Source organism: Kitasatospora brasiliensis (assembly GCF_032654805.1).
GTDB lineage: Bacteria > Actinomycetota > Actinomycetes > Streptomycetales > Streptomycetaceae > Kitasatospora > Kitasatospora brasiliensis.
Map to the genome: position 1 here is coordinate 193896 of NZ_JAUOOW010000006.1, position 20841 is coordinate 214736.

The following is a 20841-nucleotide window of genomic DNA, read 5'->3' on the forward strand; positions in this document are numbered from 1 at the left end:
CGGGGAGCCGGTGCGGGCGCCCCGTCAGACCCCCGGCTCGGCGGCCAACTGCCGCTCCGCGCGCACCCGTTCGGCCACCGCGTCCTCGGTCATCGCGCGGTCGGTGTAGACCAGCGGGCGCTCCGCCTCGGTGATGATGTGCTTCACCACCTGGACGTTGCCGTTGACATCCCAGACCGCGATGCCCGGCGAAAGTGTGGGAATGATCTCCACCGCCCAGCGCGGCAGGCCCAGCACCCGGCCGGTGGCCCGCGCCTCCTCGGCCTTCTGCATGTAGATCGTCCGGGTGGAGGCCATCTTCAGGATCGCCGAGGCCTCCTTGGCGGCCGCGCCGTCCACCACGTCGGACAGGTGGTGCACCACCGCGACGAAGGACAGGCCGAGCCGGCGGCCGAACTTCAGCAGCCGCTGGAACAGTTGGGCCACGAACGGACTGTTGATGATGTGCCAGGCCTCCTCGACCAGGAAGATGCGCTTCTTCCGGTCCGGCCGGATCCAGGTGTGCTCCAGCCACACCCCGACGATCGCCATCAGGATCGGCATCGCGATCGAGTTGCGGTCGATGTGCGAGAGGTCGAAGACGATCAGCGGCGCGTCCAGGTCGATGCCCTCGGTGGTCGACCCGTCGAACATCCCGCGCAGGTCACCGTCGACCAGCCGGTCCAGCACCAGCGCCACGTCCAGGCCCCAGGACTGCACCTCGTCCACCGCCACGCCCAGCGACTCCACCGAGGACAGCTCGGGGTTGCGCAGAGTGTCGATGATGTCGTCCAGCACCGGCTGGCGATCCTTCACCGAGGCCACCACATGGGCGTGCGCCGCCTTCAGCGCGAAGCCCGCCCGCTCCTCCAGCCCACGCCCCATCGCCACCTCGACGATGGTGCGCAGCAGCGACAGCTGGCCGGTCTGGGTGATCGCCGGATCCAGCGGGTTGAGCTTCACCCCGCCGTCCCGAGCCGCCATCGGGTCCAGCCGGATCGACTTTATGCCCAGCGCGTTGGCGATCAGGTTCCACTCGCCCACACCGTCCTCGCCCTGCGCGTCCAGCACCACGACCTGGCGGTCGCGGAACCTCAACTGCCGCAGCACGTACGTCTTCTCCAGCGCCGACTTGCCGTTGCCGGACTCCCCGAGCACCAGCCAGTGCGGGGCCGGCAGCTGCTGCCCGTACAGCTGGAAGGGGTCGTAGACGTACCCCTTGCCGCTGTACACCTCGCGGCCGATGATCACGCCGGAGTCGCCCAGCCCCGGAGCGGCGGTGGGCAGGTAGACGGCCTGCGCCTGGCCGGTGGACGTGCGCACCGGCAGGCGGGTGGTCTCCACCTTGCCGAACATCAGGCTGGTGAACGCCTCGGAGAGGTTGCCGAGGGCCATGTGCGGCCTCCTGACGGGTCAGCGGTGGACGGACGTGCGGACGGGCGGACGTGCCGGTCGCTCAGCGGCGGATGCCGGTGGCGAACGGGAGGGTGTTGACGAAGGCCCGGTGGTGCTCGCGGTCGCACCACTCCAGCTTGAGGTAGCTCTTGCCGGCCGAGGCCCGGATGGTCCGCTTGTCGCGGGCCAGCGCGTCGGGGTTGCGCGAGGAGACCGTGATGTAGCCGACCAGGTTCACCCCGGCCGCACCGGAGGCCAGGTCGTCACCGCGCTGGTCCACCCGGCCGGTGTGGGCCAGGTCGCGCGGGTCGACCGTACGGTTCATCTTGGCCGCACGGCTGGCCTCGGCCTCGTCGTTGGTCTTCTCGGTCAGCATCCGCTCGATCGCGACGTCGGTGGGCTCCAGGTCCATCGTCACCGCGACCGTCCGGATCACGTCCGGGGTGTGCACCAGCAGCGGCGCCAGGAAGTTCACGCCCACCGGGGTGAGCGGCCACTCCTTGATCCACGCGGTGGCGTGGCACCACGGCTCCCGGGTCGCCGACTCCCGGGTCTTCGCCTGCAGGTACTGCGGGTTGGTCGCGTCCAACTCGGCCGGCCAGGCGTTGCGCCGGGACATCGCCTGGATGTGGTCGATCGGGTGATCCGGGTCGTACATCGAGTGCAGCAGCGAAGAGAGCCGGGCCTGGCCCAGCGGCTGGCGCACCCGGATGTCCGCCTCGGCCAGCCGGGCGCAGATGTCGGTCAGCTCGCGCGCCATCACGGCCGCCAGCCCCTCGTCGTCCCGCGCCCGCCGGCCACCGACCCGCTGCCCGTCGACACTGCGACCCATCGCGTGCGCCTCGGCGGCCAGGTCACGGGTGTAGTGCATGCAGGCCACCAGATACGCCCGGTGCTGCTCCGAGGAGGTCGACACCATCGACTGGAGCTGGTCGTACGAATCCTGCAACCAGCGCGGCGAAGCCGGGTCGCCGCGCCGCTCCACGTCCTTGGCGTGCGCGTCCGGGTCCGCCGGCAGCGTCCGCGCCAGGATCTGGAGCCGGGTCACGAAACCATCGCCGTTGGCCACGTGCTTCAGCAGCGTCCCGAAGCGGTCGACCAGCGCCTCCTGGTCCTCCGAGTCGCGCAGCCCGACGCCCGGGCCCTCGATCTCGATCGCGGCCGTCACCGTCCGCCGCTCCAGGTGCATCAGCACCCCGACCTCGTCCGGCCCGAACGGCGCCGTCAGCCAGCGCAGCCGCCCCACCCCGGGCGGCGGACCGACCTCCACCTCCCGACCGTCCAACCGGGTGCCGGCGTCCATCACGTCCGAACGCCACACCGCCCGCCCGCTGCGAACCGTCCGACGGTAGGTGCGGCTGATCTCCACCCACTTGTAGAACGTCCGCTTGCGGTACGGCACGTACACCGCCGCGATGGCGAGCGCCGGCAGACCGACCAGCCCGCCGATCCGCAACGGCAGGATCGGCATCATCAGGCCCCAGAGCATGCCGAGGAAGGCCCCGAAGATGATCAGCATGATCTCGCCGGACTCCCGGTTCCGGCCGATCGGCGCGTTCGGGCGGGCCTTGCCGATCAGGTAGGTGCGGCGCTGGTGCACGTACGGCTGGGCGTACTGGGCACCGTACTGGCCGAGCGGTTCACTGCTCACTTACCCGTCACCCTCCCTTCGCTGGATTGCTGTCACGGATCGGAACCGAAGCCGACGGCGGCCCGGCCTGCTGCGGCGGGGCCGGCGTCCGGCCCGCGTGCGCGGCGATGCCCGGCGCGACCGAACCGCCGCCGGCACCACCACCGCCACCCCCGCCGGCCCCCTGCGGACCGCGGTCGCCATGGGTGCTGATGCCCTGCTTCATCAGGTTCGCGGTCCCGTTGATCATCGCCGAACCCGCCTGCACGGCGTTGGCCCGGGCCCCCCGCAGGTTCAGCATCTCGTCGCCGAAGCCCGGCACGAAGCGGTAGACCGCGGCGCTCGCGAAGATCGACAGGAACAGGATCGCCAACCCGGACAACACCCGGGCGAAGTCGTCATCGGCCCCGGCCCCGGTCGCCACCGCACCCGCCAGACCCAAGATGACCACGATGATCGGCTTCGCCAGGTCCACCGCCAGCATCACCCCCGCCCAGCGCCGCACGTGCTTCCACAGCTGCCGGTCCACCAGCCCCGCGTACACCGCCGTACCCAGCAACGCCCCGACGTACAGCATCGCCGCCCGGATCAACAGCTCGATCCAGAGCACCGCCGCCGCCAGCACCGCGACCAGCGACACGATCACCAGGATCAGCGGACCGCCGCCCACATCCCCCTTCTCCAACGTGTCGGCGAACCCACCCAGGTACGACCCGGTGTCCGTCTTCGTCCCGACCGCTATCGCCTTGGTCAGCCCGTCCGTCACGCTCACCACGGTGAACAGGATCAACGGCGTGAACGCCGACGCCACCACCGTCAGCCACAGGAAGCCGATCGCCTCCGAGAACGCCGTCGTCAACGGCGCCCCCCGCACCGCCCGCTTCGCCACCGCCAGCAGCCACAGCACCAACGTGATCACCGTCGACACGGCGAACACCACGGCGTACTGCTGCAAGAACGACGCATTGGTGAAGTCCACCTGCGTCGTCCCGTCGATCGCCCCCGACAACTTCCGCACCACCCACGCCGCGGCCTGCGCACAACTCTTGGCCAACGACCCGAGCGGATCGGTCACGGTGCCCACGGTGCCACTCCCGGGGATGACGACTGCGCCCCCAGGAGCACAGCCCGCATCACTGCCAGGAATCGGAAGATCGACTTTCTGGCAGGTCGGAGTGGCTGTCGGCGACGGTTCGGCGAACACCGTCTGAGCCGCCGACAGCGCCGCCACCTGCAAGGCGGTCAGCACGCCGACGACGGTGCCCACACGGCGGCGTGTGCCGGAACGGCGTGAGGTCTGGTCAACGCGCAAAGCGGTACCCCCCGAATTGCTGGACGGCGCCGGTGATCTCGTCGGCGGTGGCTGCCTGCTGGTCTCCCGGCATCGGCGCTGGGCCCTGCCTGCTGGTGAAGTCGGTGAGCTTCCAGTCGCCGCCCGTCCAGTGCAGCGAGAGCGTGAGGGTGAACCAGTTGGTGGTCACCGGTTGGACGGAGCGCTCGCCGGCGAGGCCGGTGAGGCCGGTGCACCACACCTCGATCTTGGCGTCGCCGTCGTTGTAGCCCGCCGTCTTGGTGCCGACCGGGACGGTGCGGCTGACGAAGGTGAGGCCCTTGGGGGCGCGGCCCTGGGCGTCGAGGCCGTAGCGGGTGGCGGTGTCGCCGCCGAAGCCCTGGTCCAGCCGGCTCTGGAGGCCCGCCAGTGCGCCCGGGTCGGCGATGGTGGCGACGATGCCGTGGCGACTGTCGGTGCGGAACATGTCCGCGGAGCCGATCGCCACCGCGTAGTTGGTGGCGGCGGACTGGGCGCCCTGGTCGGTGTGTGGGAAGCCGGACGCGATGCCGTTGACGGTGGTGCCGACGGGCTGGTCGCCGCTGGGGGCGGGGCCGGCGCCGGAGGCCGCGCTGGGGGCGGCCCGGTCGACGGAGGCGCCTCCGCCGTCGTTGCCGGCACCGGATCCGGTGCCGGGTGTGACGCGGTTGGCGATGGCGATGGCCACCACGAGCAGGGTGACGACCACCAGGACGGTCAGCAGGGCGCGCAGTGGGCGGGACTGACGGTAGGTCGGCTGGGGGAAGGGCTGTTCACCGACCGGCAGCCGCGTACGGGTGTGCGGCTGGTCGTCGGACAACGGCACGGCGGCCCTCCTGGTGCGGGGAGCCGGGGCGGCTCCGGGGGCCCTCCGCCCGTGGCGGGCGCGGACGGGGGGTGGGGACGGGGGTGGATTCCTGGCGGGGCGGCCGCCGGAGTGGGGTCCGGACGGGGATCCGACCTCGGGCCGGCCTCAAGGCCGAAAACCGGCGACCGAAGGCCCAAAGCCCGACCGAAGGACAAACCGGACAGACAGGCCGAACGAGCTGTCAGATCGTCAGATCGCCATGCCGTAGACAATGGTGAACAGAGTGCCGAGTGATCCGATGATGAACACGCCGGTCAACCCGGCGACGATCAGCCCCTTGCCCTGTTCGGCGCCGAAGCTGTCGCGCATCGCGGTCGCGCCGATCCGCTGCTTGGCCGCACCCCAGACCGCGATGCCGAGGCAGACGAGGATGGCGACGGCCATGATCACCTCGACCATCACCCGGGCCTCCGACCCGAGGGTCGCGAACGGCCCCCAGTCCGGGGCGATCCCGCCGATGATGGTGTCGATGTTCGGCTTCTTGGGGGGGTCCTCGGCCAGGTGGCCGACCGCATAGGTGTGCACGCTGCTCAGCTTCATTTCCATCTCACCGCCCGATCAGGCAAATTCAAGGGCCCGGACCCGTCCCGCGCGAAGGGTCGGTACCTATTCTTGGCCAGATCTGATGTCGACTTGGCTACTTCTCGCAGATTGGTCGTGAGGCGCCGGGCATGTGCGCGAGGATGTACACCGTACGAAGGATAGCGCTCACTGTTCGTATCTCTGATGATTGCGGTGAGCAACGCCTTCCGGGACACTTCGACTGACGATTCGTCGGGATGGTGCTGATGGTACTCCGGAAGGCCGGGACGGCCGCCGCCGCTGCGGGAGTTGTCGCGTTCGGGTTCATCGGGCTGGTGACGATGGGGACTTATGCGGCAAGTGGGACGCCGCAGCAGTCGGCGAATCGTTCCGCCCTCTCTCCCGGGACGGTCCCCGCGGCCTATCAGGAGGCGATCCAGAAGTGGGGCTCGCTCTGTGCGGCGATCTCCCCTCCGATGCTCGCGGCGCAGCTGTACCAGGAGAGCGGGTTCGACCCCAGGGCCAGGTCCGGGGTCGGGGCCGAGGGCATGGCGCAGTTCATGCCGGGCACCTGGGCGACGTACGGGACGGACGCGGACGGGGACGGGCGCAAGGACGTCTGGAACCCGTACGACGCGATCGCCTCGGCGGCGGTCTACGACTGCGCGCTCGCCAAGGACGTCGCGAACGTCCCGGGCGATCCGCAGGCCAACGTGTTGGCCGCCTACAACGCCGGGCCGTACGCGGTGACCAGGAACGGGGGCATCCCGCCGTACCGGGAGACCCAGGGCTACGTGCGGAACATCCAGGCGATGGCCCGCAGCTTCACCGCACCGGCGGCGCCGAGCGCGCCGTTGGAGGTGTCCCCGCAGTCGTCGGCCGCGATCTACTTCGCCCAGACCAAGCTCGGCACCCCGTACCTGTGGGGCGGTGAGGGCCTGCCCTCGCAGAACGGGCGGTTCGACTGCTCGGGGCTGACCCAGGCCGCGTTCGAGAGCGTGGGCATCCAGCTGCCCCGGGTGGCCAACGACCAGTGGTACGCCGGGCCGCACCCGTCTCGCGATCAGCTGCGGCCGGGGGACCTGGTGTTCTGGGCGACGGACCTGAGCGATCCGCGGAGCATCCACCACGTCGGGATCTACGTCGGCGGCGGGTACATGATCAACGCGCCGCACACCGGGGCGGTGATCCGCTACGACAAGATCGACAGCCGGGAGTACATCGGCGCGACCCGGGTCACCACGGACGGCGCCCAGGCGCTGCCGACCCGCAACAACGAGGGTGCGGTGAACGCCCCGACCCGCCCGGGCTCGACGGCGACCGTTCCCTCCACACAGGCCCCCACACAGGCCGCGACGCCCGCCACACCCGCCCGGGCCGCCCAGGCGGCCCCGCCCGCGCCGGCCGGGCCGAGCCCCGCCGGCGCGGGGCGGTAGGCCCGGTGCGGCCGTGACCTGTGTGCGCGCTGTGGACGCTGAGTCAAGTTTCGATAACCGCGCGTTTCCGTGGAACGCTGTGCCCCGGAAATGACGTTTCCTCCGGTGGCCCATCGTCAGCTCCCCGCACCGGGCGGGCCCCGGCCACGACGATCAGGTGCAGCGGACCAGAAGGAGGTGCGGCGTGTCGACGCCGCTTGCCGACACGACCAACCCCGACCTTGAGCTGCTCTACGCCGTCAACGGCCTGGCCAAGCGCTCCCCGCAGTGGCTGGACCACCTGGTCTCCTGGGTGGGTGAGTACGGCATCCTGATCGGTTTGGCGATGCTCGGCCTGGTGGCCTGGCTCCAGGCCAGACGCCGGCCGGACGCGCCGGTGGCGATGGCCGGGCTGCTCTGGGTGCCGCTCTCGGTGGCCGTCGCCGAGCTGGCCAACCTGCCGATCGCCGCGATCGTGAACCGTCCGCGCCCCTTCGTCGACCACCCCGGGCTGCTGGTGCTGGTGGACGGCAAGGCCGACACCCACTCCTTCGTCAGCGATCACTCGACCATGACCATGGGCGTCGCGGTGGCGCTGTTCCTGGTGAACCGCAGGCTCGGCTGGATCGCCGGTGGGCTGGCCCTGCTCCAGGGCTTCTGCCGGATGTTCATGGGCGTCCATTACCCGACCGACGTGATCGGCGGCTTCGCGCTCGCCGTCGCCGTGGTGCTGCTGCTGGCACCGATCGCGATGGCGGTGCTGGTGCCGTTCTGCCACGCGCTGAGCCGGACGGCCGTCGCCCCGCTGATCCGGGCTTCCGGGCAGGACGGCGCGGCCCGCGCCGGAGCCGGGACAGGTGCCAGGGCCGGGGCCGGTGCGCGCGGCCGTCGGCGCGGGGCGGTACGGGCCGGGGAGCAGCCGCCGGAGTCCGACCTCGCGGCCTGAGGCAGGCCGGGACCGAGGGGACCTGACGGGACCCGACGGGATCAGTCCGGCTCGGCACCGCTCTCGGCGAGGTGCTCGGCCCCCTCACGGCGGGCCAGGTCGCGCGAGCGGCGGGCCGGGGAGTACCAGCCGCAGCTACAGGTCGCGAAGGCGAAGGAGCCGCGTTCGCTGACCACGAGGTGGTGTTCGGGCATCCGGGTGGTGCCGGGCGCGGCCGGCAGCTCACTGTGCACGTGGTTCACCGTAACGCGCCCGGCGGCCCTCGCGCGACGCACCCGGAACACCGGCACCCGTAACCCGTCGCGCCCCAACTCGTTTGCCCGGAAAGAGCTCTGCCACCCGGTGGGGTGCGGCGGGGCATCGGGCCCTAGGGGGTTGTCGCGAGGATGAAGATGACCGACCAGCAGCGCACCGGACGGCCGGGGTGCCGTCCGGGTCCGCACCTGCGCTCGGCGGCCGGGGCCGCCCTGCTCGCCGCCGCCCTGACCGCGGGGGCCGTCGGCTGTTCGGCCGGCTCCGGCGGCGGCTCTTCCGACCAGCGATCGACGGCCCCCGACCAGCTCGCCGCGGACCCGCTGACGGCGGTGCGCAACGCCGCCGACATCACCGGCCGCACCGGCTCCGCGCACACCGCGACCGAGCTGGTCACCGAGTCCGCCGAGAAGAAGGCGTCGTTCAGCGGCACCGGCGGCTACGACTACGTGAAGCGGATCGGCCGGCTGGAGGTCCAGGTGCCACCGGGCGCGGCGACCACCGGGAAGATCGTCGAAGTGGTCCTGCCGGGCACCGTCTACCTCCAGAACAGCGGCGCCAAGGTCCCCGAGGGCAAGTGGGTCAAGCTGGATGTGCGTCAGCTGCCGGACGGGAACCTGGTCAGCAGCGGTGCCACCGACCCGGCCTCGGCGGCGGGGGCGCTGCGCGGGGCGCAGAAGGCGGAGGCGGTCGGCACCGAGACGGTCGACGGCGTCGCGCTGCACCACTACCGGGGCACCCTGGACCTGGCGAAGGCGGCCGAGGCGACCGGCGGGCAGGGCGGGGCCGGCCTGCGGATGGGCGCGCAGACCTTCACGGTCAAGGAGGTCCCGTACGACGCCTGGCTGGACGACCAGGGCCGGCTGCACAAGGTGGTCGAGGTGTTCACCTTCGCCGGGGTGGCCGGGTCGAAGGAGCCCAAGGACCAGGTGAAGGTGACGTCGACGACCTCGCTGCGGGATTTCGGCAAGCCGGTGGAGGCCGCCGAGCCCCCGGCCTCGGACATCTTCCAGATGAAGCCCACGGAGAGCCCCAAGTAGCGCGGGTCATCCGCGCCCCGGGCCCCCGGGTAGCGCTCCGGAGCCGGGGCGAGACGGGGCGCCGACGGGGCGGGTGGCCGTCCGGGGAGCGACGGCCACCCGTTTCGGCGGCGCCGAGATGGCCCGTCCGTGCCATGTGGACGGGCCCCGAAGTGCCTAGGCTGGATTCCGGGTGGCTGCCGCCCGGGCGGGCGAGGCACTGAAGGGGTGGTGCAGGTGGTGTCGTCCACGGGCGGCCGCAGCGGCGGCCACGACGACGCGGCCCTCGACGAGATCGATCTGGCCGGCGAACTGATGATCGCCGCGACGGCCAGCTCCGGCGACCGGCTGCCGACCGAGCGGATCGACGAGGTGCTGCTGGACCGGTCCGACCCCGGGCGGGGCGACCGGGACGCCGAGGGCTGACGGGCCGACGGGCGCCCGGTTCAGCTGCGCAGCAGTCGGCTGATCGCGGCGGTGGCCTCCGCCACCTTGGCGTCCAGCTCGGCGCCGCCCTCCTCGGCGGCCGCGGCGACGCAGTGCCGCAGGTGCTCCTCCAGCAGGGAGAGCGCGAAGGACTGGAGCGCCTTGGTGCTGGCCGAGACCTGGGTGAGCACGTCGATGCAGTAGACGTCCTCGTCGACCATGCGCTGGAGGCCGCGGATCTGGCCCTCGATCCGGCGAAGCCGCTTGAGGTGGGCGTCCTTCTGCGCGCTGTAGCCGTGCGGGCCGTGGCCCCCGCCGTGTCCGGCGGCCGCGGGCGCGGCGGCGTGGCCGGCGTGCGGGTCGCTCCCCTGCGCGTGCTCCGGCTCGGTGCGCGCTTGCGTCGTGGTCATCGGCCCGCCTTCGTCTCTGTGCCTGGTGGCTGCGTCGGCCTCCAGTGTCCAACACCGGGGCCTCGCGTGGTGTTCCGGCGGCCCACCCGGCATGTGCCGCGGTGCCCGGGCGGGGGCGCCCGGCGGTTCACCCGTCTGAGCGGCGCCCCGGTCTTCCGCGCGCACGACGGGGACAATCCGGGCGAGGTTCCGTCAGACTGGGGGCCCGTGTCCATGCGTCGCGGTGCGGCCCGGATCAGCCGGTGCGGCGGCCGAACGGAAGGGGAGGTTCCGGCTCCTTCCCCGACACCCCGTTTGCGTGATTGCGCTTGGTTGCACCTAGCATCGTTCAGTCCCTACCCCGCACATCGGAGATTTCCGTGCGTTTTAGCCTGACCCCGAAGGAGACGAGCTTCTACGACATGTTCGCCGCCGCGGCGGAGAACCTTGTCGTCGGATCGAAGCTCCTTTTGGAGCTGCTGGGATCAGACGTGTCGGCCCGCGCGGAGATCGTCGAGCGCATGCGCGCCGCCGAGCACGCCGGGGACGACACCACCCACGCCGTCTTCCATCAGCTGAACTCGTCCTTCATCACGCCCTTCGACCGCGAGGACATCTACAGCCTCGCCTCGTCGCTGGACGACATCATGGACTTCATGGAGGAGGCCGTCGACCTGGTCGTCCTCTACGACGTCCAGACCCTGCCGAAGGGCGTCGAGCAGCAGATCGAGGTGCTGGCGCGCGCCGCGGAACTCACCGCCGAGGCGATGCCGAACCTGCGCAGCATGTCCAACCTCACCGAGTACTGGATCGAGGTCAACCGGCTGGAGAACCAGGCCGACCAGATCCACCGCAAGCTGCTCGCCCACCTGTTCTCCGGTCAGTACGACGCCATCGAGGTCCTCAAGCTCAAGCAGATCGTGGACGTCCTTGAGGAGGCGGCCGACGCTTTCGAGCACGTCGCCAACACGGTGGAGACCATCGCCGTCAAGGAGTCCTGACCCTCGTGGACATGGCAGCACTCATCGCCGTCGTCGGCGTTGCGTTCTTCTTCACGTACACCAACGGCTTCCACGACTCGGCGAACGCGATCGCCACCTCGGTCTCCACCCGGGCGCTCACCCCCCGGGCGGCGCTGGCGATGGCCGCGGTGATGAACCTGGCCGGCGCGTTCCTCGGCAGCGGCGTGGCGCACACCGTCTCCAAGGGGATCATCGCGACGCCCGTCGGCAACCAGGGGATGGCGATCCTGTTCGCCGCCCTGGTCGGGGCGATCGCCTGGAACCTGGTCACCTGGTACTTCGGACTCCCGTCCTCCTCCTCGCACGCGCTGTTCGGCGGCATGGTGGGCGCGGCCCTGGCCGGCGGCGTGGACGTGATCTGGAGCGGGGTGATCGACAAGATCGTCATCCCGATGATCATCTCGCCGGTGGTCGGCCTGGTCGGCGGCTTCCTGGTGATGCTGGCGATCCTGTGGATCTTCCGCCGGGCCAACCCGCACAAGGCCAAGCGCAATTTCCGGGTCGCCCAGACCGCTTCGGCCGCCGCGATGGCGCTGGCCCACGGCCTCCAGGACGCCCAGAAGACCATGGGCATCGTGGTCCTGGCCCTGACCATCTCCGGCCACCAGTCCGGCAACGGCATCCCGGTCTGGGTGAAGATCTCCTGCGCGACCATGCTCTCGCTGGGCACCTACGCGGGTGGCTGGCGGATCATGCGGACGCTCGGCCGCAAGATCATCGAGCTGGACCCGCCGCAGGGCTTCGCCGCCGAGGCCACCTCCGCCGCGGTCATGTACATCACCTCGTTCGTCTTCAAGGCGCCGATCTCCACCACCCACGTAATCACCGCGGCGATCATGGGCGCGGGGGCCACCAAGCGGATCCGCGCGGTGCGCTGGGGCGTCGCGAAGAACATCGTGCTCGGCTGGTTCATCACGATGCCGGCGGCCGCCATCGTCGCAGCGCTGATGTACTGGTTCGTCCACCTGTTCTGGGGCTGACGGCCCCGAAGCAGCGAGGAACGAACAGGGCCCGCCCCCACATCTCGGGGGCGGGCCCTTCTTCATGTCCCGCGGCGGCACCGCCATGCAGCACCACGGGACAGCTCGCGGTCCGTCACGCGTCTCGGCGACGCCCGTGACGGGGGGCCGGTCTAGCCGAAGCGGCCGGAGATGTAGTCCTCGGTCGCCTGGACGGACGGGTTGGAGAAGATCCGCTGGGTGTCGTCCAGCTCGATCAGCTTGCCCGGCTGGCCGACGCCGGCCAGGTTGAAGAAGGCGGTGCGGTCGCTGACGCGGGCCGCCTGCTGCATGTTGTGGGTCACGATGACGATGGTGAACTGCTCCTTCAGCTCCCCGATCAGGTCCTCGATGGCGAGGGTGGAGATCGGGTCGAGCGCCGAGCAGGGCTCGTCCATCAGCAGGACCTGGGGCTCGACCGCGATGGCGCGGGCGATGCACAGGCGCTGCTGCTGACCGCCGGAGAGGCCGGCCCCCGGCTTGTTCAGCCGGGTGTGGACCTCCTTCCAGAGGTTGGCGCCCTTCAGCGAGCGCTCCACCACCTCGTCCAGCACGGACTTCTTCTTCACGCCGGCGAGCCGCAGGCCCGCGACCACGTTGTCGTAGATCGACATGGTCGGGAACGGGTTCGGGCGCTGGAAGACCATGCCGATCGAGCGGCGCACGGCGACCGGGTCGACGTTGGAGGCGTACAGGTTCTCGTCGTCCAGCAGGACCTTGCCCTCGACCCGGGCGCCGGGGATCACCTCGTGCATCCGGTTGAGGGTCCGCAGGAAGGTGGACTTGCCGCAGCCGGAGGGGCCGATGAAGGCAGTCACGGAGCGGGGCTCGATGCTCATCGAGATGTCCTCGATGGCCTTGGTGGTGCCGTAGTAGGCCGACAGTCCGCTGACGTCGATGCGCTTGGCCATGATCGTTGCTTCTCTCGTCTGTCTCGTACGTCAGTCGGTCGCTCAGTGTCCGCCCTTGGGCGAGCGCCAGCGTGCGATGCCCCGGGCGATGAGGTTGAGCCCCATCACGAAGGCGATCAGCACCAGCGCCGCACCCCAGGCACGGGCGTAGCCGTAGTCGTTGTTGACCTGCGAGTACTGGAGCCAGATGTACATCGGCAGGGACTGCTGCGGTCCGTCGAACGGGTTGCTGTTGATGGCGTCCGCGCCGAAGACCAGCATCAGCACCGGGGCGGTCTCGCCCGTGATGCGGGCGACCGCGAGCATCACGCCGGTGGTGATGCCGCCGATCGCGGTGGGCAGGACGATCCGCAGGATGGTCTTCCACTTCGGCACGCCGAGCGCGTAGGAGGCCTCGCGCAGCTCGTTCGGGACGAGCTTCAGCATCTCCTCGGTGGACCGGACCACGACCGGGATCATCAGGATCGCCAGGGCGAGGCTGCCGGAGAACCCGGAGTAGCCGAAGCCCAGCGCGAGGTTCCAGAGCGAGAGGACGAACAGGCCGGCGACGATCGACGGGATGCCCGTCATGACGTCGACGAAGAAGGTGACCGCCTTGGCGAGCGGGCCGCGGCCGTACTCGACCAGGTAGACGGCGGTCAGCAGACCGATCGGGGCGGCGACGGCGGTGGCCAGGCCGACCTGCTCCAGGGTGCCGATCAGCGCGTGGTAGATGCCACCGCCGGGACCGGACTGGATCACGCCCTTCATCGAGTGGCTCAGGAAGTTTCCGTTGACCACGCCGATGCCCTGCTGGATGGTGTAGGCCATCAGCGAGACCAGCGGGACGACGGCCAGGATGAAGGCGACCCAGACCACCGAGGTGGCGAGCCGGTCCTTGGCCTGCCGGCGGCCCTCGATCCGGGCCGAGAGGACGTAGCTGATCAGGACGAAGAGCAGCGCCGAGATCAGGCCCCACTGAAGGTGGCTGGCCAGCCCGCCGGCCGCGCCGATCCCGCAGCCGAGGGCGATCGAGCCGAGCGCGACGCCCGCCGGGGCCCACTTGGGCAGTCGGTTGGCGGTCAGGGGACGGCCGACGGGCCGGGCGTCCTCGATGACGACGGTGGCGGTCATGCGTTGGCCCCCGAGTACTCCTTGCGGCGGGCGATGATCAGTCGCGCGGCACCGTTCACCAGCAGGGTGATGACGAACAGGACGAGGCCGGAGGCCATCAGCGCGTCTCGGCCGTTCTCACCGGCCTCGGCGAACTTCAGCGCGATGTTCTGCGCGAAGGTGCCGCCGCCGGCGTCGAGGATGTGCAGCGACAGGACGTTGCTGGCGGAGAGCACCACCGCGACCGCGATGGTCTCGCCGAGCGCGCGGCCGAGGCCGAGCATCGAGGCCGAGATGATGCCGGGGCGGCCGAACGGCAGCACCGCGGTGCGGATCATCTCCCAGCGGGTCGCGCCGAGCGCGAGCGCCGCCTCCTCGTGCATCCGCGGCACCTGGCGGAACACCTCGCGGGAGACCGCGGTGATGATCGGCAGGATCATGATCGCCAGCAGGATGCCGACGGTGAACAGGTTGCGCGGGGTGCCGGTCCTGGTCTGGTCGAAGATGTACGTCCAGCCCAGGTACTCGTTGAGCCAGCTGGTCAGGCCGTCCATGTGCGGCACCAGGAAGAGCGCGCCCCACAGGCCGTAGACGATGCTGGGGACGGCGGCGAGCAGGTCGACCAGGTAGGCGAAGGGCTGGGCGATCCGGCGCGGCGCGTAGTGCGAGATGAACAGCGCGATCCCGATGGCCACCGGGACGGCGATCACCATCGCGATGATGGCGCTGACGATGGTGCCGACGGCCAGGACGGCGATGCCGAAGACCGGCTTCGGGGCGTCCGGCGTCCACTCGAAGGTGGTGAGGAAGTTGCCTTCGTTGGTGCTCAGGGCCATGACCGACCGCCAGGTCAGGAACGCGGCGATGGCGCCCATGATGACCAGCAGCAGGATGCCCGAGCCCCGGGCGAAGTTCAGGAAGATCTTGTCGCCGACCCGGCTGTCGCGCGGCCGGCGTTCCCTGCCTCGCGGGGCGGCAGGGGAGGATGAAGTCATTGGTCTACTCCGGTCTGGTGGCGCCGCCCCGGAAGGGGGTCGGCACCATGGCGGCGGTGCCCCGGACGTGGTGCTGGATGTGGTGCTTTCCGGTGGGGCGGCCCCGGCCCCCCTCGCTCACGGGGCCGCCCCACCGGGGGCCTGATCGGATCAGGCCAGGGCGGTGATGGCGCCGTTGACCTTGTCGGTCAGGCTCTTCGGGAGCGGGACGTAGCCCTTCTCGCCGATGGCCTTCTGGCCCGCGTCACTGGCCGTGTAGGTCAGGAAGGACTTCAGGGTGTCGAGGGTGTCGGCCTTGTTGCCCTTGTCGCAGACGATCTCGTAGGTGACCAGGACCAGCGGGTAGGAGCCCTCGTCCTTGGTCGCGTAGTCGAGCTTCAGCGCCAGGTCGGCGCCGGTGCCGGCGATCTGCGCCTTGGCGAAGGTGTTGGCGGCGTTGGCGGCGGTGGCCTCGACCGGCTTGGCGGCACCGGTGTTGATCGCGGCGCTCTTCAGGTTGTTGCTCTGGGCGTAGGCCAGCTCGGCGTAGCTGATCGAGTTCTTGACCTGCTTCACCTGGGCCGCGACACCGGCGCTGCCGTTGGCCGACTGGCCGTTCTTGCCCGCCCAGGCCTTGGCGGCCGGGTAGGACCAGGCGCCGCCGCTGGTGGCGGCGAAGTACTTGGTCAGGTTCTCGGTGGTGCCGGAGTCGTCCGAGCGGTGGAAGGTCTGGATCTCCGCGTCCGGCAGCTTGGCGCCCGGGTTCAGGGCGACGATCGCCGGGTCGTTCCACTTGGTGATCTGCGAGTCGAAGATCTTGGCGGCGGTCGGGCCGTCCAGGACCAGGTTGTCGACGCCGTCGATGTTGTAGACCAGCGAGATCAGGCCACCGACCATCGGCAGGTCGATGCCCTGGCCGCCGGTGCAGACCGCCTTGGAGGCGTCGACCTCGGCCGGCTTCAGGGCCGAGTCGGAGCCGGCGAACTGGATCTTGCCCTGGTTGAACTGCTGGATGCCGGCGCCGGAGCCGCCGCCTTGGTAGTTGATCGTGGTGCCGGAGCAGGCGGCGTTGAAGCTGGTCTTCCAGACGTCCATCGCCGCACCCTGGGCGGTCGAACCGGCGGAGATCAGCGAACCGGCCTTGCCACAGTTGATCGCGCCGGCGGGCGCGGCGGAGCCGCTGCCGCCGCCGGTCGCGGTCGTGTTGGTGTTGTTGTCCGACCCGCACGCGGTCAGCGACAGCGAGCTGACGAGCGCCACGGCACCGATCGCGAGGGCCTTGGTGCGGCCGTTCCGCTGGAGCTTCACAGGGGTTCCCTTTCTGTGGCATTGCCCTTCGCACAGGCCGTACGAGTACGGCTGAGCACGGGTTTTGCTGTGGTCCGGGGCCTGTTCGGCCCTCCGGTGGTCCCGAAGTTAGGCCGGGTAAGTGACACGACAGCCGGTCACAAGTGAACGGAGAGTGAACCTCGAACGGATGGCAGGAAACTACACCAGGTAGTAACGGTTGCGTCACGGCAAGGGCGCGGGGAGATCACTTCCACCGTTCCTTCACACCGCTGCCGCTCCGGCCGCCCGCACCGGCCTGGCACCCAGGAGCGCCAGCAGGGCGTCCACCAGCACCCGGTCGTGGTCATGACTGAGCCGCGCCCGGGCCTTTCCGGCCGGCAGCCACTCCAGCCGGTCCACCTCCCGGTTGGGCCGGAAGGACCCGCCCGACGGCACCGCCGCCCAGTAGCGGACCTCCTTCGCCCTGCCCTGCACCCGGTAGTGCCGGGCGGGCAGCTCCGGGCCCAGCAGACAGCGGAACCCGGTCTCCTCCCGGACCTCGCGCAGCGCCGCCTCGGCCATCCCCTCGCCGGGTTCGAGCTTGCCCTTGGGCAGGCTCCAGTCGTCGTACTTGGGCCGGTGGATCACCGCGATCCGCGGCCGCCCCAGCCGGCCGCTCTTCTTCAGCCGGCCCGGCAGCCACAGCACCGCGCCCGCCGCCAGCACCACGGGGGCCGCGGTCCCCACCTCAGACCGTCCGGGGTGCGGCGGAGTGCTCCCAGGCGTCGGCCGGCAGGAGCGCCAGCCAGCCGTCCGGGCCGGGCGGCAGGTCGGGCCAGCGGCGGCCGACGGCGTACCGCGCCGACTCCACCTCCAGCCGCTGGTCGGCGTGCACCACGCCCAGCACGTACGCGGTCGCCGGGGTGATCCGCGGGGTGCGCGCCGCGGTGGCGGCGGTGGTCGCGGCGTCCGCCGCCTCCTGCTGCCGGGCCAGCACCGCGTCCAGCTCGTCCAGTTCGGAGAACGGGCGGCCGCACACCTCCAGCGCGTACCGGGCCCGCTTCACCAGGATCCGCAGCCGGGCCCAGGGCGCGTCGTCGGCCGCCAGCGCGGTGTCCGCGTCCGTCGCGCCACGGGCCGCCGGCACCGTGCCCAGTCGGCGCAGCCCGTCCCCGCCGTACGGCGTCGCGGCCCGCTGGAGCGGCAGCTTCTGGGCGCCCGCGGACAGCGCGGCGAACGCGGCGGCGGCCTGCGGCAGCAGGACGGCGGGGGCGCGGCCGGCCGCCGACTCCAGCAGCGGCGCCTCGCCGACCAGCAGGGTCATCCGGTCCGCCAGGGCGTGCAGCCGGGCGGAGCGGAGCTCCTGGAGCACGGAGGAGTGGGCCCTGGTGCGGGCCAGGGTCAGCTGCCGGTCCAGCAGTGCCCGCGCCTTGGGGGCGCCCGCGTGGCCGGCCAGCATGCCCGTGCCCTCCGGGTCGGTGCCGCTCAGCGAGTCCAGCGCGCCCAGCAGCCGGGCCGAGCGGCGGACGTAGCCGGGCTCCAGCGCCAGCAGGTTGAGCAGCCAGCGCAGCTCGGTGCGCGACTCCTGAGCCCAGACCTGCTCGAAGACCGAGCCGAAGGTGTGCAGCAGCCCGCCGATCCGCCGGACGGACCGCAGCAGGTCCGAGGTGCCCGCCGACGGGACGAGCGAGGCCGTCCCCGGTCTGGCGCCGACCTCGCCCACCGCCAGCGGCAGGGCGCGCAGGAACGCGCCGGCCTGGGCGGTGAGGTGGCGGGCAAGGATGTCCCCGGCGGTGGCTGTGGTGGCCGCCTGGGCCGTCATCGGCGCTTCGGTCATGGCGTGGTAGATCCCCGTTCCCCCGGGGGCGCTCCCCCGAAGCTGGTGGCCGACCGCCGGAACGGGTGTCCCCTGTCCGTTCCGGCGGCTTCGCATCAGTGGACGTGTCAGCGCGAGGCGGCTGCCCTGCGGCGCTGGCGCGAATCGATCAGCAGGTCCTGGACGTGTCGCAGTGCCCGGCCCTCGCCGTCCTGCGAGTGACGGGTCCAGGCGCCGTCCGCCCCCAGGTGCCAGGACTCGGTCTCGTCCGACACCCCGAGGTCGATGAGCCCGGACAGCTCGGCGCGGTGCGCCGGATCGGTGATCCGCAGCAGCGCCTCGATCCGGCGGTCCAGGTTGCGGTGCATCATGTCGGCGCTGCCGATCCAGACCTCCGGATCGCCGTTGTTGCCGAACACGAAGACCCGGGAGTGCTCCAGGAAGCGGCCCAGGATGCTGCGGACCCGGATGTTCTCGCTCAGCCCCGGCACGCCCGGGCGGACCGCGCAGATCCCGCGCACCCAGACGTCCACCGGCACCCCGGCCTGGGAGGCCCGGTACAGCGCGTCGATCACGGCCTCGTCGACGATCGAGTTGACCTTGAGCTTCACGTAGGCAGGGCGGCCCGCCTTGTGGTGGGCGATCTCGCTGTGGATCCGGGAGACCAGGCCGTCCCGCAGGCCGCGCGGGGCGGTCAGCAGGCGGCGGTAGGACTCGCGGCGCGAGTAGCCGGAGAGCCGGTTGAACAGGTCCGAGAGGTCCGCGCCGACCTGCGGGTCGGAGGTGAGCAGACCGAGGTCCTCGTACAGCCGGGCCGTCTTCGGGTGGTAGTTGCCGGTGCCGACGTGCGAGTAACGGCGCAGGGTGTCACCCTCCTGCCGGACCACCAGCGACAACTTGCAGTGCGTCTTCAGCCCGACCAGGCCGTACACCACGTGACAGCCGGCCTCCTCCAGCTTGCGGGCCCATTTGATGTTGGCCTGCTCGTCGAAGCGCGCCTTGATCTCGACCAGCACCAGCACCTGCTTGCCGGACTCGGCCGCGTCGATCAGCGCGTCCACGATCGGCGAGTCACCGGAGGTGCGGTACAGGGTCTGCTTGATCGCCAGCACGTCCGGGTCGGCGGCGGCCTGCTCCAGGAAGGCCTGCACCGAGGTGGAGAAGCTGTCGTACGGGTGGTGCAGCAGCACGTCCCGCTCACGCATCGCGGCGAAGATGTCCGGCTGGGAGGCCGACTCGACGTCTGTCAGCCCGCGGGCCGTGCCGGCCACGAACTTCGGGTACTTGAGCTCCGGGCGGTCCAGCTCGGAGATCCCGAACAGCCCGGTGAGGTCCAGCGGCCCGGGCAGCGGGAAGACCTCCGCCTCAGTGATGTTCAGCTCCCGCACCAGCAGGTCCAGGATGTAGGGGTCGATCGACTCCTCGACCTCCAGCCGGACCGGCGGGCCGAAGCGCCGCCGCATCAGCTCCTTCTCCAGGGCCTTGAGGATGTTCTCGGTGTCGTCCTCCTCCACCTCCAGGTCCTCGTTGCGAGTGACGCGGAAGGCGTGGTGGGCCAGCACCTCCATCCCCGGGAAGAGCTCCTCCAGGTGCGCGCCCATGACGTCCTCCAGTGGGACGTACCGCTGGGGCGAGGCCTCCAGGAAGCGGGCCAGCGACTGCGGCACCTTGACCCGCGCGAAGTGCTTGTGCCCGGAGACCGGGTTGCGCACCACGACGGCCAGGTTGAGCGAGAGTCCCGATATGTACGGGAAGGGGTGCGCCGGGTCGACGGCCAGCGGGGTCAGCACCGGGAAGATCTTCTGCCGGAACAGCGTGTGCAGCCGGGCCTGTTCCTTCTCGGCCAGCTCCGACCAGCGGACCACCTCGATGCCCTCGGCGGCGAGGTCCGGCAGCACCTCCTGCTGGAAGGCGGCGGCGTGCCGGGCCATCAGCTCGCGCGAGCGGGTCCAGATCAGGTCCAGCACCTCGCGCGGCTGGAGGCCGGACGCGCTGCGCTGGGCGACGCCGGTGGCGATCCGACGCTTGAGGCCGGCCACCCGGACCATGAAGAACTCGTCCAGGTTGCTGGCGAAGATCGCCAGGAACTTCGCCCGCTCCAGCAGCGGGATGCCCGGGTCCTCGGCCAGTTCCAGGACCCGCTCGTTGAACGCGAGCCAGCTGCGCTCGCGGTCCAGGAAACGGCCCTGCGGCAGTGCTTCGAACTCGTCCTCGTCCGTGGCCGGCAGCTCCGGCGGAACGCCCAGCGCGCCGGACATCCGGGCCGTGGGCGACAGCGGGGCAGAGACGGGGCGGGGGATGCTCATGGGCTCCAGCTCCTCCAGCAGCAGGACGACGTCCGGACGCGAATGGCTCTGCGGGCCGTCGCCCTCGCCCCGGGCCGGACCCGGGGACAGCGCCCACCCTCCGGGCGCGGTCTCTACAGGACCGGCCGTTGCGTGGCGGTCGACTCTGCACGAGCGAGACACTACGGACTTCATCCTGTGATCTTCGCGGCAGCAATTGAATCCACGGTAAACACCGCATGGCCAGGAGGAAAGCTGAGTCGGTCGGAGCAAGGGGCGGCGCCGTCCCGTCCCTCGCCCACGACCGCTCGGGGGCCGTCCGCG

General features: G+C 71.0%; 19 protein-coding genes and 1 pseudogene. 6 read left to right on the plus strand and 14 right to left on the minus strand.

Features of this window, described 5'->3' with window-relative positions; genetic code table 11:
* Positions 1-24: 24 nt before the first annotated feature.
* The 5 genes from QWJ13_RS23680 to QWJ13_RS23700 form a co-directional block, all read right to left on the minus strand.
* A complete protein-coding gene (locus QWJ13_RS23680; RefSeq protein ID WP_316526915.1) occupies positions 25-1374 on the minus strand; it encodes an ATP-binding protein in 1350 nt (449 codons plus the stop codon).
* Between the two features lie 61 nt (positions 1375-1435).
* A complete protein-coding gene (locus QWJ13_RS23685) occupies positions 1436-3025 on the minus strand; it encodes an SCO6880 family protein (RefSeq protein WP_316526916.1) in 1590 nt (529 codons plus the stop codon).
* A gap of 7 nt (positions 3026-3032) precedes the next feature.
* On the minus strand, positions 3033-4271 hold the full coding sequence (locus QWJ13_RS23690) for a hypothetical protein (RefSeq protein WP_316526917.1): 1239 nt from the start codon (positions 4269-4271) through the stop codon (positions 3033-3035).
* A gap of 34 nt (positions 4272-4305) precedes the next feature.
* Positions 4306-5139, minus strand: a complete 834-nt coding sequence (locus QWJ13_RS23695) for a DUF8175 domain-containg protein (RefSeq protein ID WP_316526918.1) — start codon at positions 5137-5139, stop codon at positions 4306-4308.
* A 231-nt stretch (positions 5140-5370) separates the two neighbouring features.
* Complete coding sequence (locus QWJ13_RS23700) at positions 5371-5721, minus strand: DUF8827 family protein (protein WP_316526920.1); 351 nt, start codon at positions 5719-5721, stop codon at positions 5371-5373.
* 248 nt (positions 5722-5969) lie between these two features.
* Between QWJ13_RS23700 and QWJ13_RS23705 the strand changes: the two genes are divergently transcribed.
* Positions 5970-7139, plus strand: a complete 1170-nt coding sequence (locus tag QWJ13_RS23705; RefSeq protein WP_316526921.1) for a C40 family peptidase — start codon at positions 5970-5972, stop codon at positions 7137-7139.
* Positions 7140-7323: 184 nt separating this feature from the next.
* Positions 7324-8064 (plus strand): phosphatase PAP2 family protein, encoded by a 741-nt coding sequence (locus QWJ13_RS23710; protein WP_316526922.1) that lies wholly within the window; start codon positions 7324-7326, stop codon positions 8062-8064.
* Between the two features lie 41 nt (positions 8065-8105).
* Here QWJ13_RS23710 and QWJ13_RS23715 read toward each other — a convergent pair whose 3' ends face one another.
* Positions 8106-8297, minus strand: coding sequence for a hypothetical protein (locus QWJ13_RS23715; RefSeq protein WP_316526923.1), 192 nt, complete (start codon positions 8295-8297; stop codon positions 8106-8108).
* A 159-nt stretch (positions 8298-8456) separates the two neighbouring features.
* Between QWJ13_RS23715 and QWJ13_RS23720 the strand changes: the two genes are divergently transcribed.
* A complete protein-coding gene (locus QWJ13_RS23720) occupies positions 8457-9356 on the plus strand; it encodes an SCO4651 family lipoprotein (RefSeq protein WP_316526924.1) in 900 nt (299 codons plus the stop codon).
* A 216-nt stretch (positions 9357-9572) separates the two neighbouring features.
* On the plus strand, positions 9573-9761 hold the full coding sequence (locus QWJ13_RS23725) for a hypothetical protein (RefSeq protein ID WP_316526925.1): 189 nt from the start codon (positions 9573-9575) through the stop codon (positions 9759-9761).
* Positions 9762-9781: 20 nt separating this feature from the next.
* Here the strand turns inward: QWJ13_RS23725 and QWJ13_RS23730 are convergent, their stop codons facing one another.
* The gene (locus QWJ13_RS23730) at positions 9782-10171 is read right to left on the minus strand and encodes a metal-sensitive transcriptional regulator (RefSeq protein ID WP_316526927.1); all 390 of its coding nucleotides are present in this window, start codon (positions 10169-10171) and stop codon (positions 9782-9784) included.
* 359 nt (positions 10172-10530) lie between these two features.
* Between QWJ13_RS23730 and QWJ13_RS23735 the strand changes: the two genes are divergently transcribed.
* Both QWJ13_RS23735 and QWJ13_RS23740 read left to right on the plus strand, forming a co-directional pair.
* The gene (locus tag QWJ13_RS23735; RefSeq protein WP_316526928.1) at positions 10531-11151 is read left to right on the plus strand and encodes a DUF47 domain-containing protein; all 621 of its coding nucleotides are present in this window, start codon (positions 10531-10533) and stop codon (positions 11149-11151) included.
* Positions 11152-11156: 5 nt separating this feature from the next.
* Positions 11157-12152, plus strand: a complete 996-nt coding sequence (locus QWJ13_RS23740) for an inorganic phosphate transporter (RefSeq protein WP_316526929.1) — start codon at positions 11157-11159, stop codon at positions 12150-12152.
* Positions 12153-12304: 152 nt separating this feature from the next.
* On the opposite strand, the gene pstB is transcribed toward QWJ13_RS23740, so the two are convergent.
* The 7 genes and pseudogenes from pstB to QWJ13_RS23775 all read right to left on the minus strand — a co-directional run bounded on the left by pstB (position 12305) and on the right by QWJ13_RS23775 (position 20635).
* On the minus strand, positions 12305-13081 hold the full coding sequence (gene pstB, locus QWJ13_RS23745) for a phosphate ABC transporter ATP-binding protein PstB (RefSeq protein WP_316526930.1): 777 nt from the start codon (positions 13079-13081) through the stop codon (positions 12305-12307).
* Positions 13082-13123: 42 nt separating this feature from the next.
* Entirely contained in the window at positions 13124-14194 is a 1071-nt protein-coding gene (gene pstA, locus QWJ13_RS23750) for a phosphate ABC transporter permease PstA (protein WP_316526931.1), read from the minus strand.
* Positions 14191-15168 carry a phosphate ABC transporter permease subunit PstC gene (gene pstC / locus QWJ13_RS23755; protein WP_316526933.1) on the minus strand — a complete coding sequence of 326 codons (978 nt, stop codon included), beginning with the start codon at positions 15166-15168 and terminating at the stop codon, positions 14191-14193. Before pstC ends, pstA begins: the two co-directional genes overlap by 4 nt.
* Before the next feature lie 150 nt (positions 15169-15318).
* Complete coding sequence (gene pstS, locus QWJ13_RS23760) at positions 15319-16455, minus strand: phosphate ABC transporter substrate-binding protein PstS (protein WP_316526934.1); 1137 nt, start codon at positions 16453-16455, stop codon at positions 15319-15321.
* Between the two features lie 243 nt (positions 16456-16698).
* Positions 16699-17163 (minus strand): NUDIX hydrolase, encoded by a 465-nt coding sequence (locus QWJ13_RS23765; protein WP_432277588.1) that lies wholly within the window; start codon positions 17161-17163, stop codon positions 16699-16701.
* Position 17164: 1 nt separating this feature from the next.
* Positions 17165-18253, minus strand: a complete 1089-nt coding sequence (locus QWJ13_RS23770) for a CHAD domain-containing protein (protein WP_316526935.1) — start codon at positions 18251-18253, stop codon at positions 17165-17167.
* A gap of 107 nt (positions 18254-18360) precedes the next feature.
* Positions 18361-20635 (minus strand): annotated as a pseudogene (locus tag QWJ13_RS23775) (RNA degradosome polyphosphate kinase).
* Between the last annotated feature and the right edge of the window lie 206 nt (positions 20636-20841).

What these genes read in the sequence shown, in the direction of transcription:
- QWJ13_RS23680 (WP_316526915.1), bottom strand. Translation starts at nt 1,374, where the DNA reads ATGGCCCTCGGCAACCTCTCCGAGGCGTTCACCAGCCTGATGTTCGGC.
- QWJ13_RS23700 (WP_316526920.1), bottom strand. Translation starts at nt 5,721, where the DNA reads ATGAAGCTGAGCAGCGTGCACACCTATGCGGTCGGCCACCTGGCCGAG.
- QWJ13_RS23705 (WP_316526921.1), top strand. Translation starts at nt 5,970, where the DNA reads ATGGTACTCCGGAAGGCCGGGACGGCCGCCGCCGCTGCGGGAGTTGTC.
- QWJ13_RS23720 (WP_316526924.1), top strand. Translation starts at nt 8,457, where the DNA reads ATGACCGACCAGCAGCGCACCGGACGGCCGGGGTGCCGTCCGGGTCCG.
- QWJ13_RS23730 (WP_316526927.1), bottom strand. Translation starts at nt 10,171, where the DNA reads ATGACCACGACGCAAGCGCGCACCGAGCCGGAGCACGCGCAGGGGAGC.
- pstB (WP_316526930.1), bottom strand. Translation starts at nt 13,081, where the DNA reads ATGGCCAAGCGCATCGACGTCAGCGGACTGTCGGCCTACTACGGCACC.
- pstA (WP_316526931.1), bottom strand. Translation starts at nt 14,194, where the DNA reads ATGACCGCCACCGTCGTCATCGAGGACGCCCGGCCCGTCGGCCGTCCC.
- pstC (WP_316526933.1), bottom strand. Translation starts at nt 15,168, where the DNA reads ATGACTTCATCCTCCCCTGCCGCCCCGCGAGGCAGGGAACGCCGGCCG.
- QWJ13_RS23770 (WP_316526935.1), bottom strand. Translation starts at nt 18,253, where the DNA reads ATGACCGAAGCGCCGATGACGGCCCAGGCGGCCACCACAGCCACCGCC.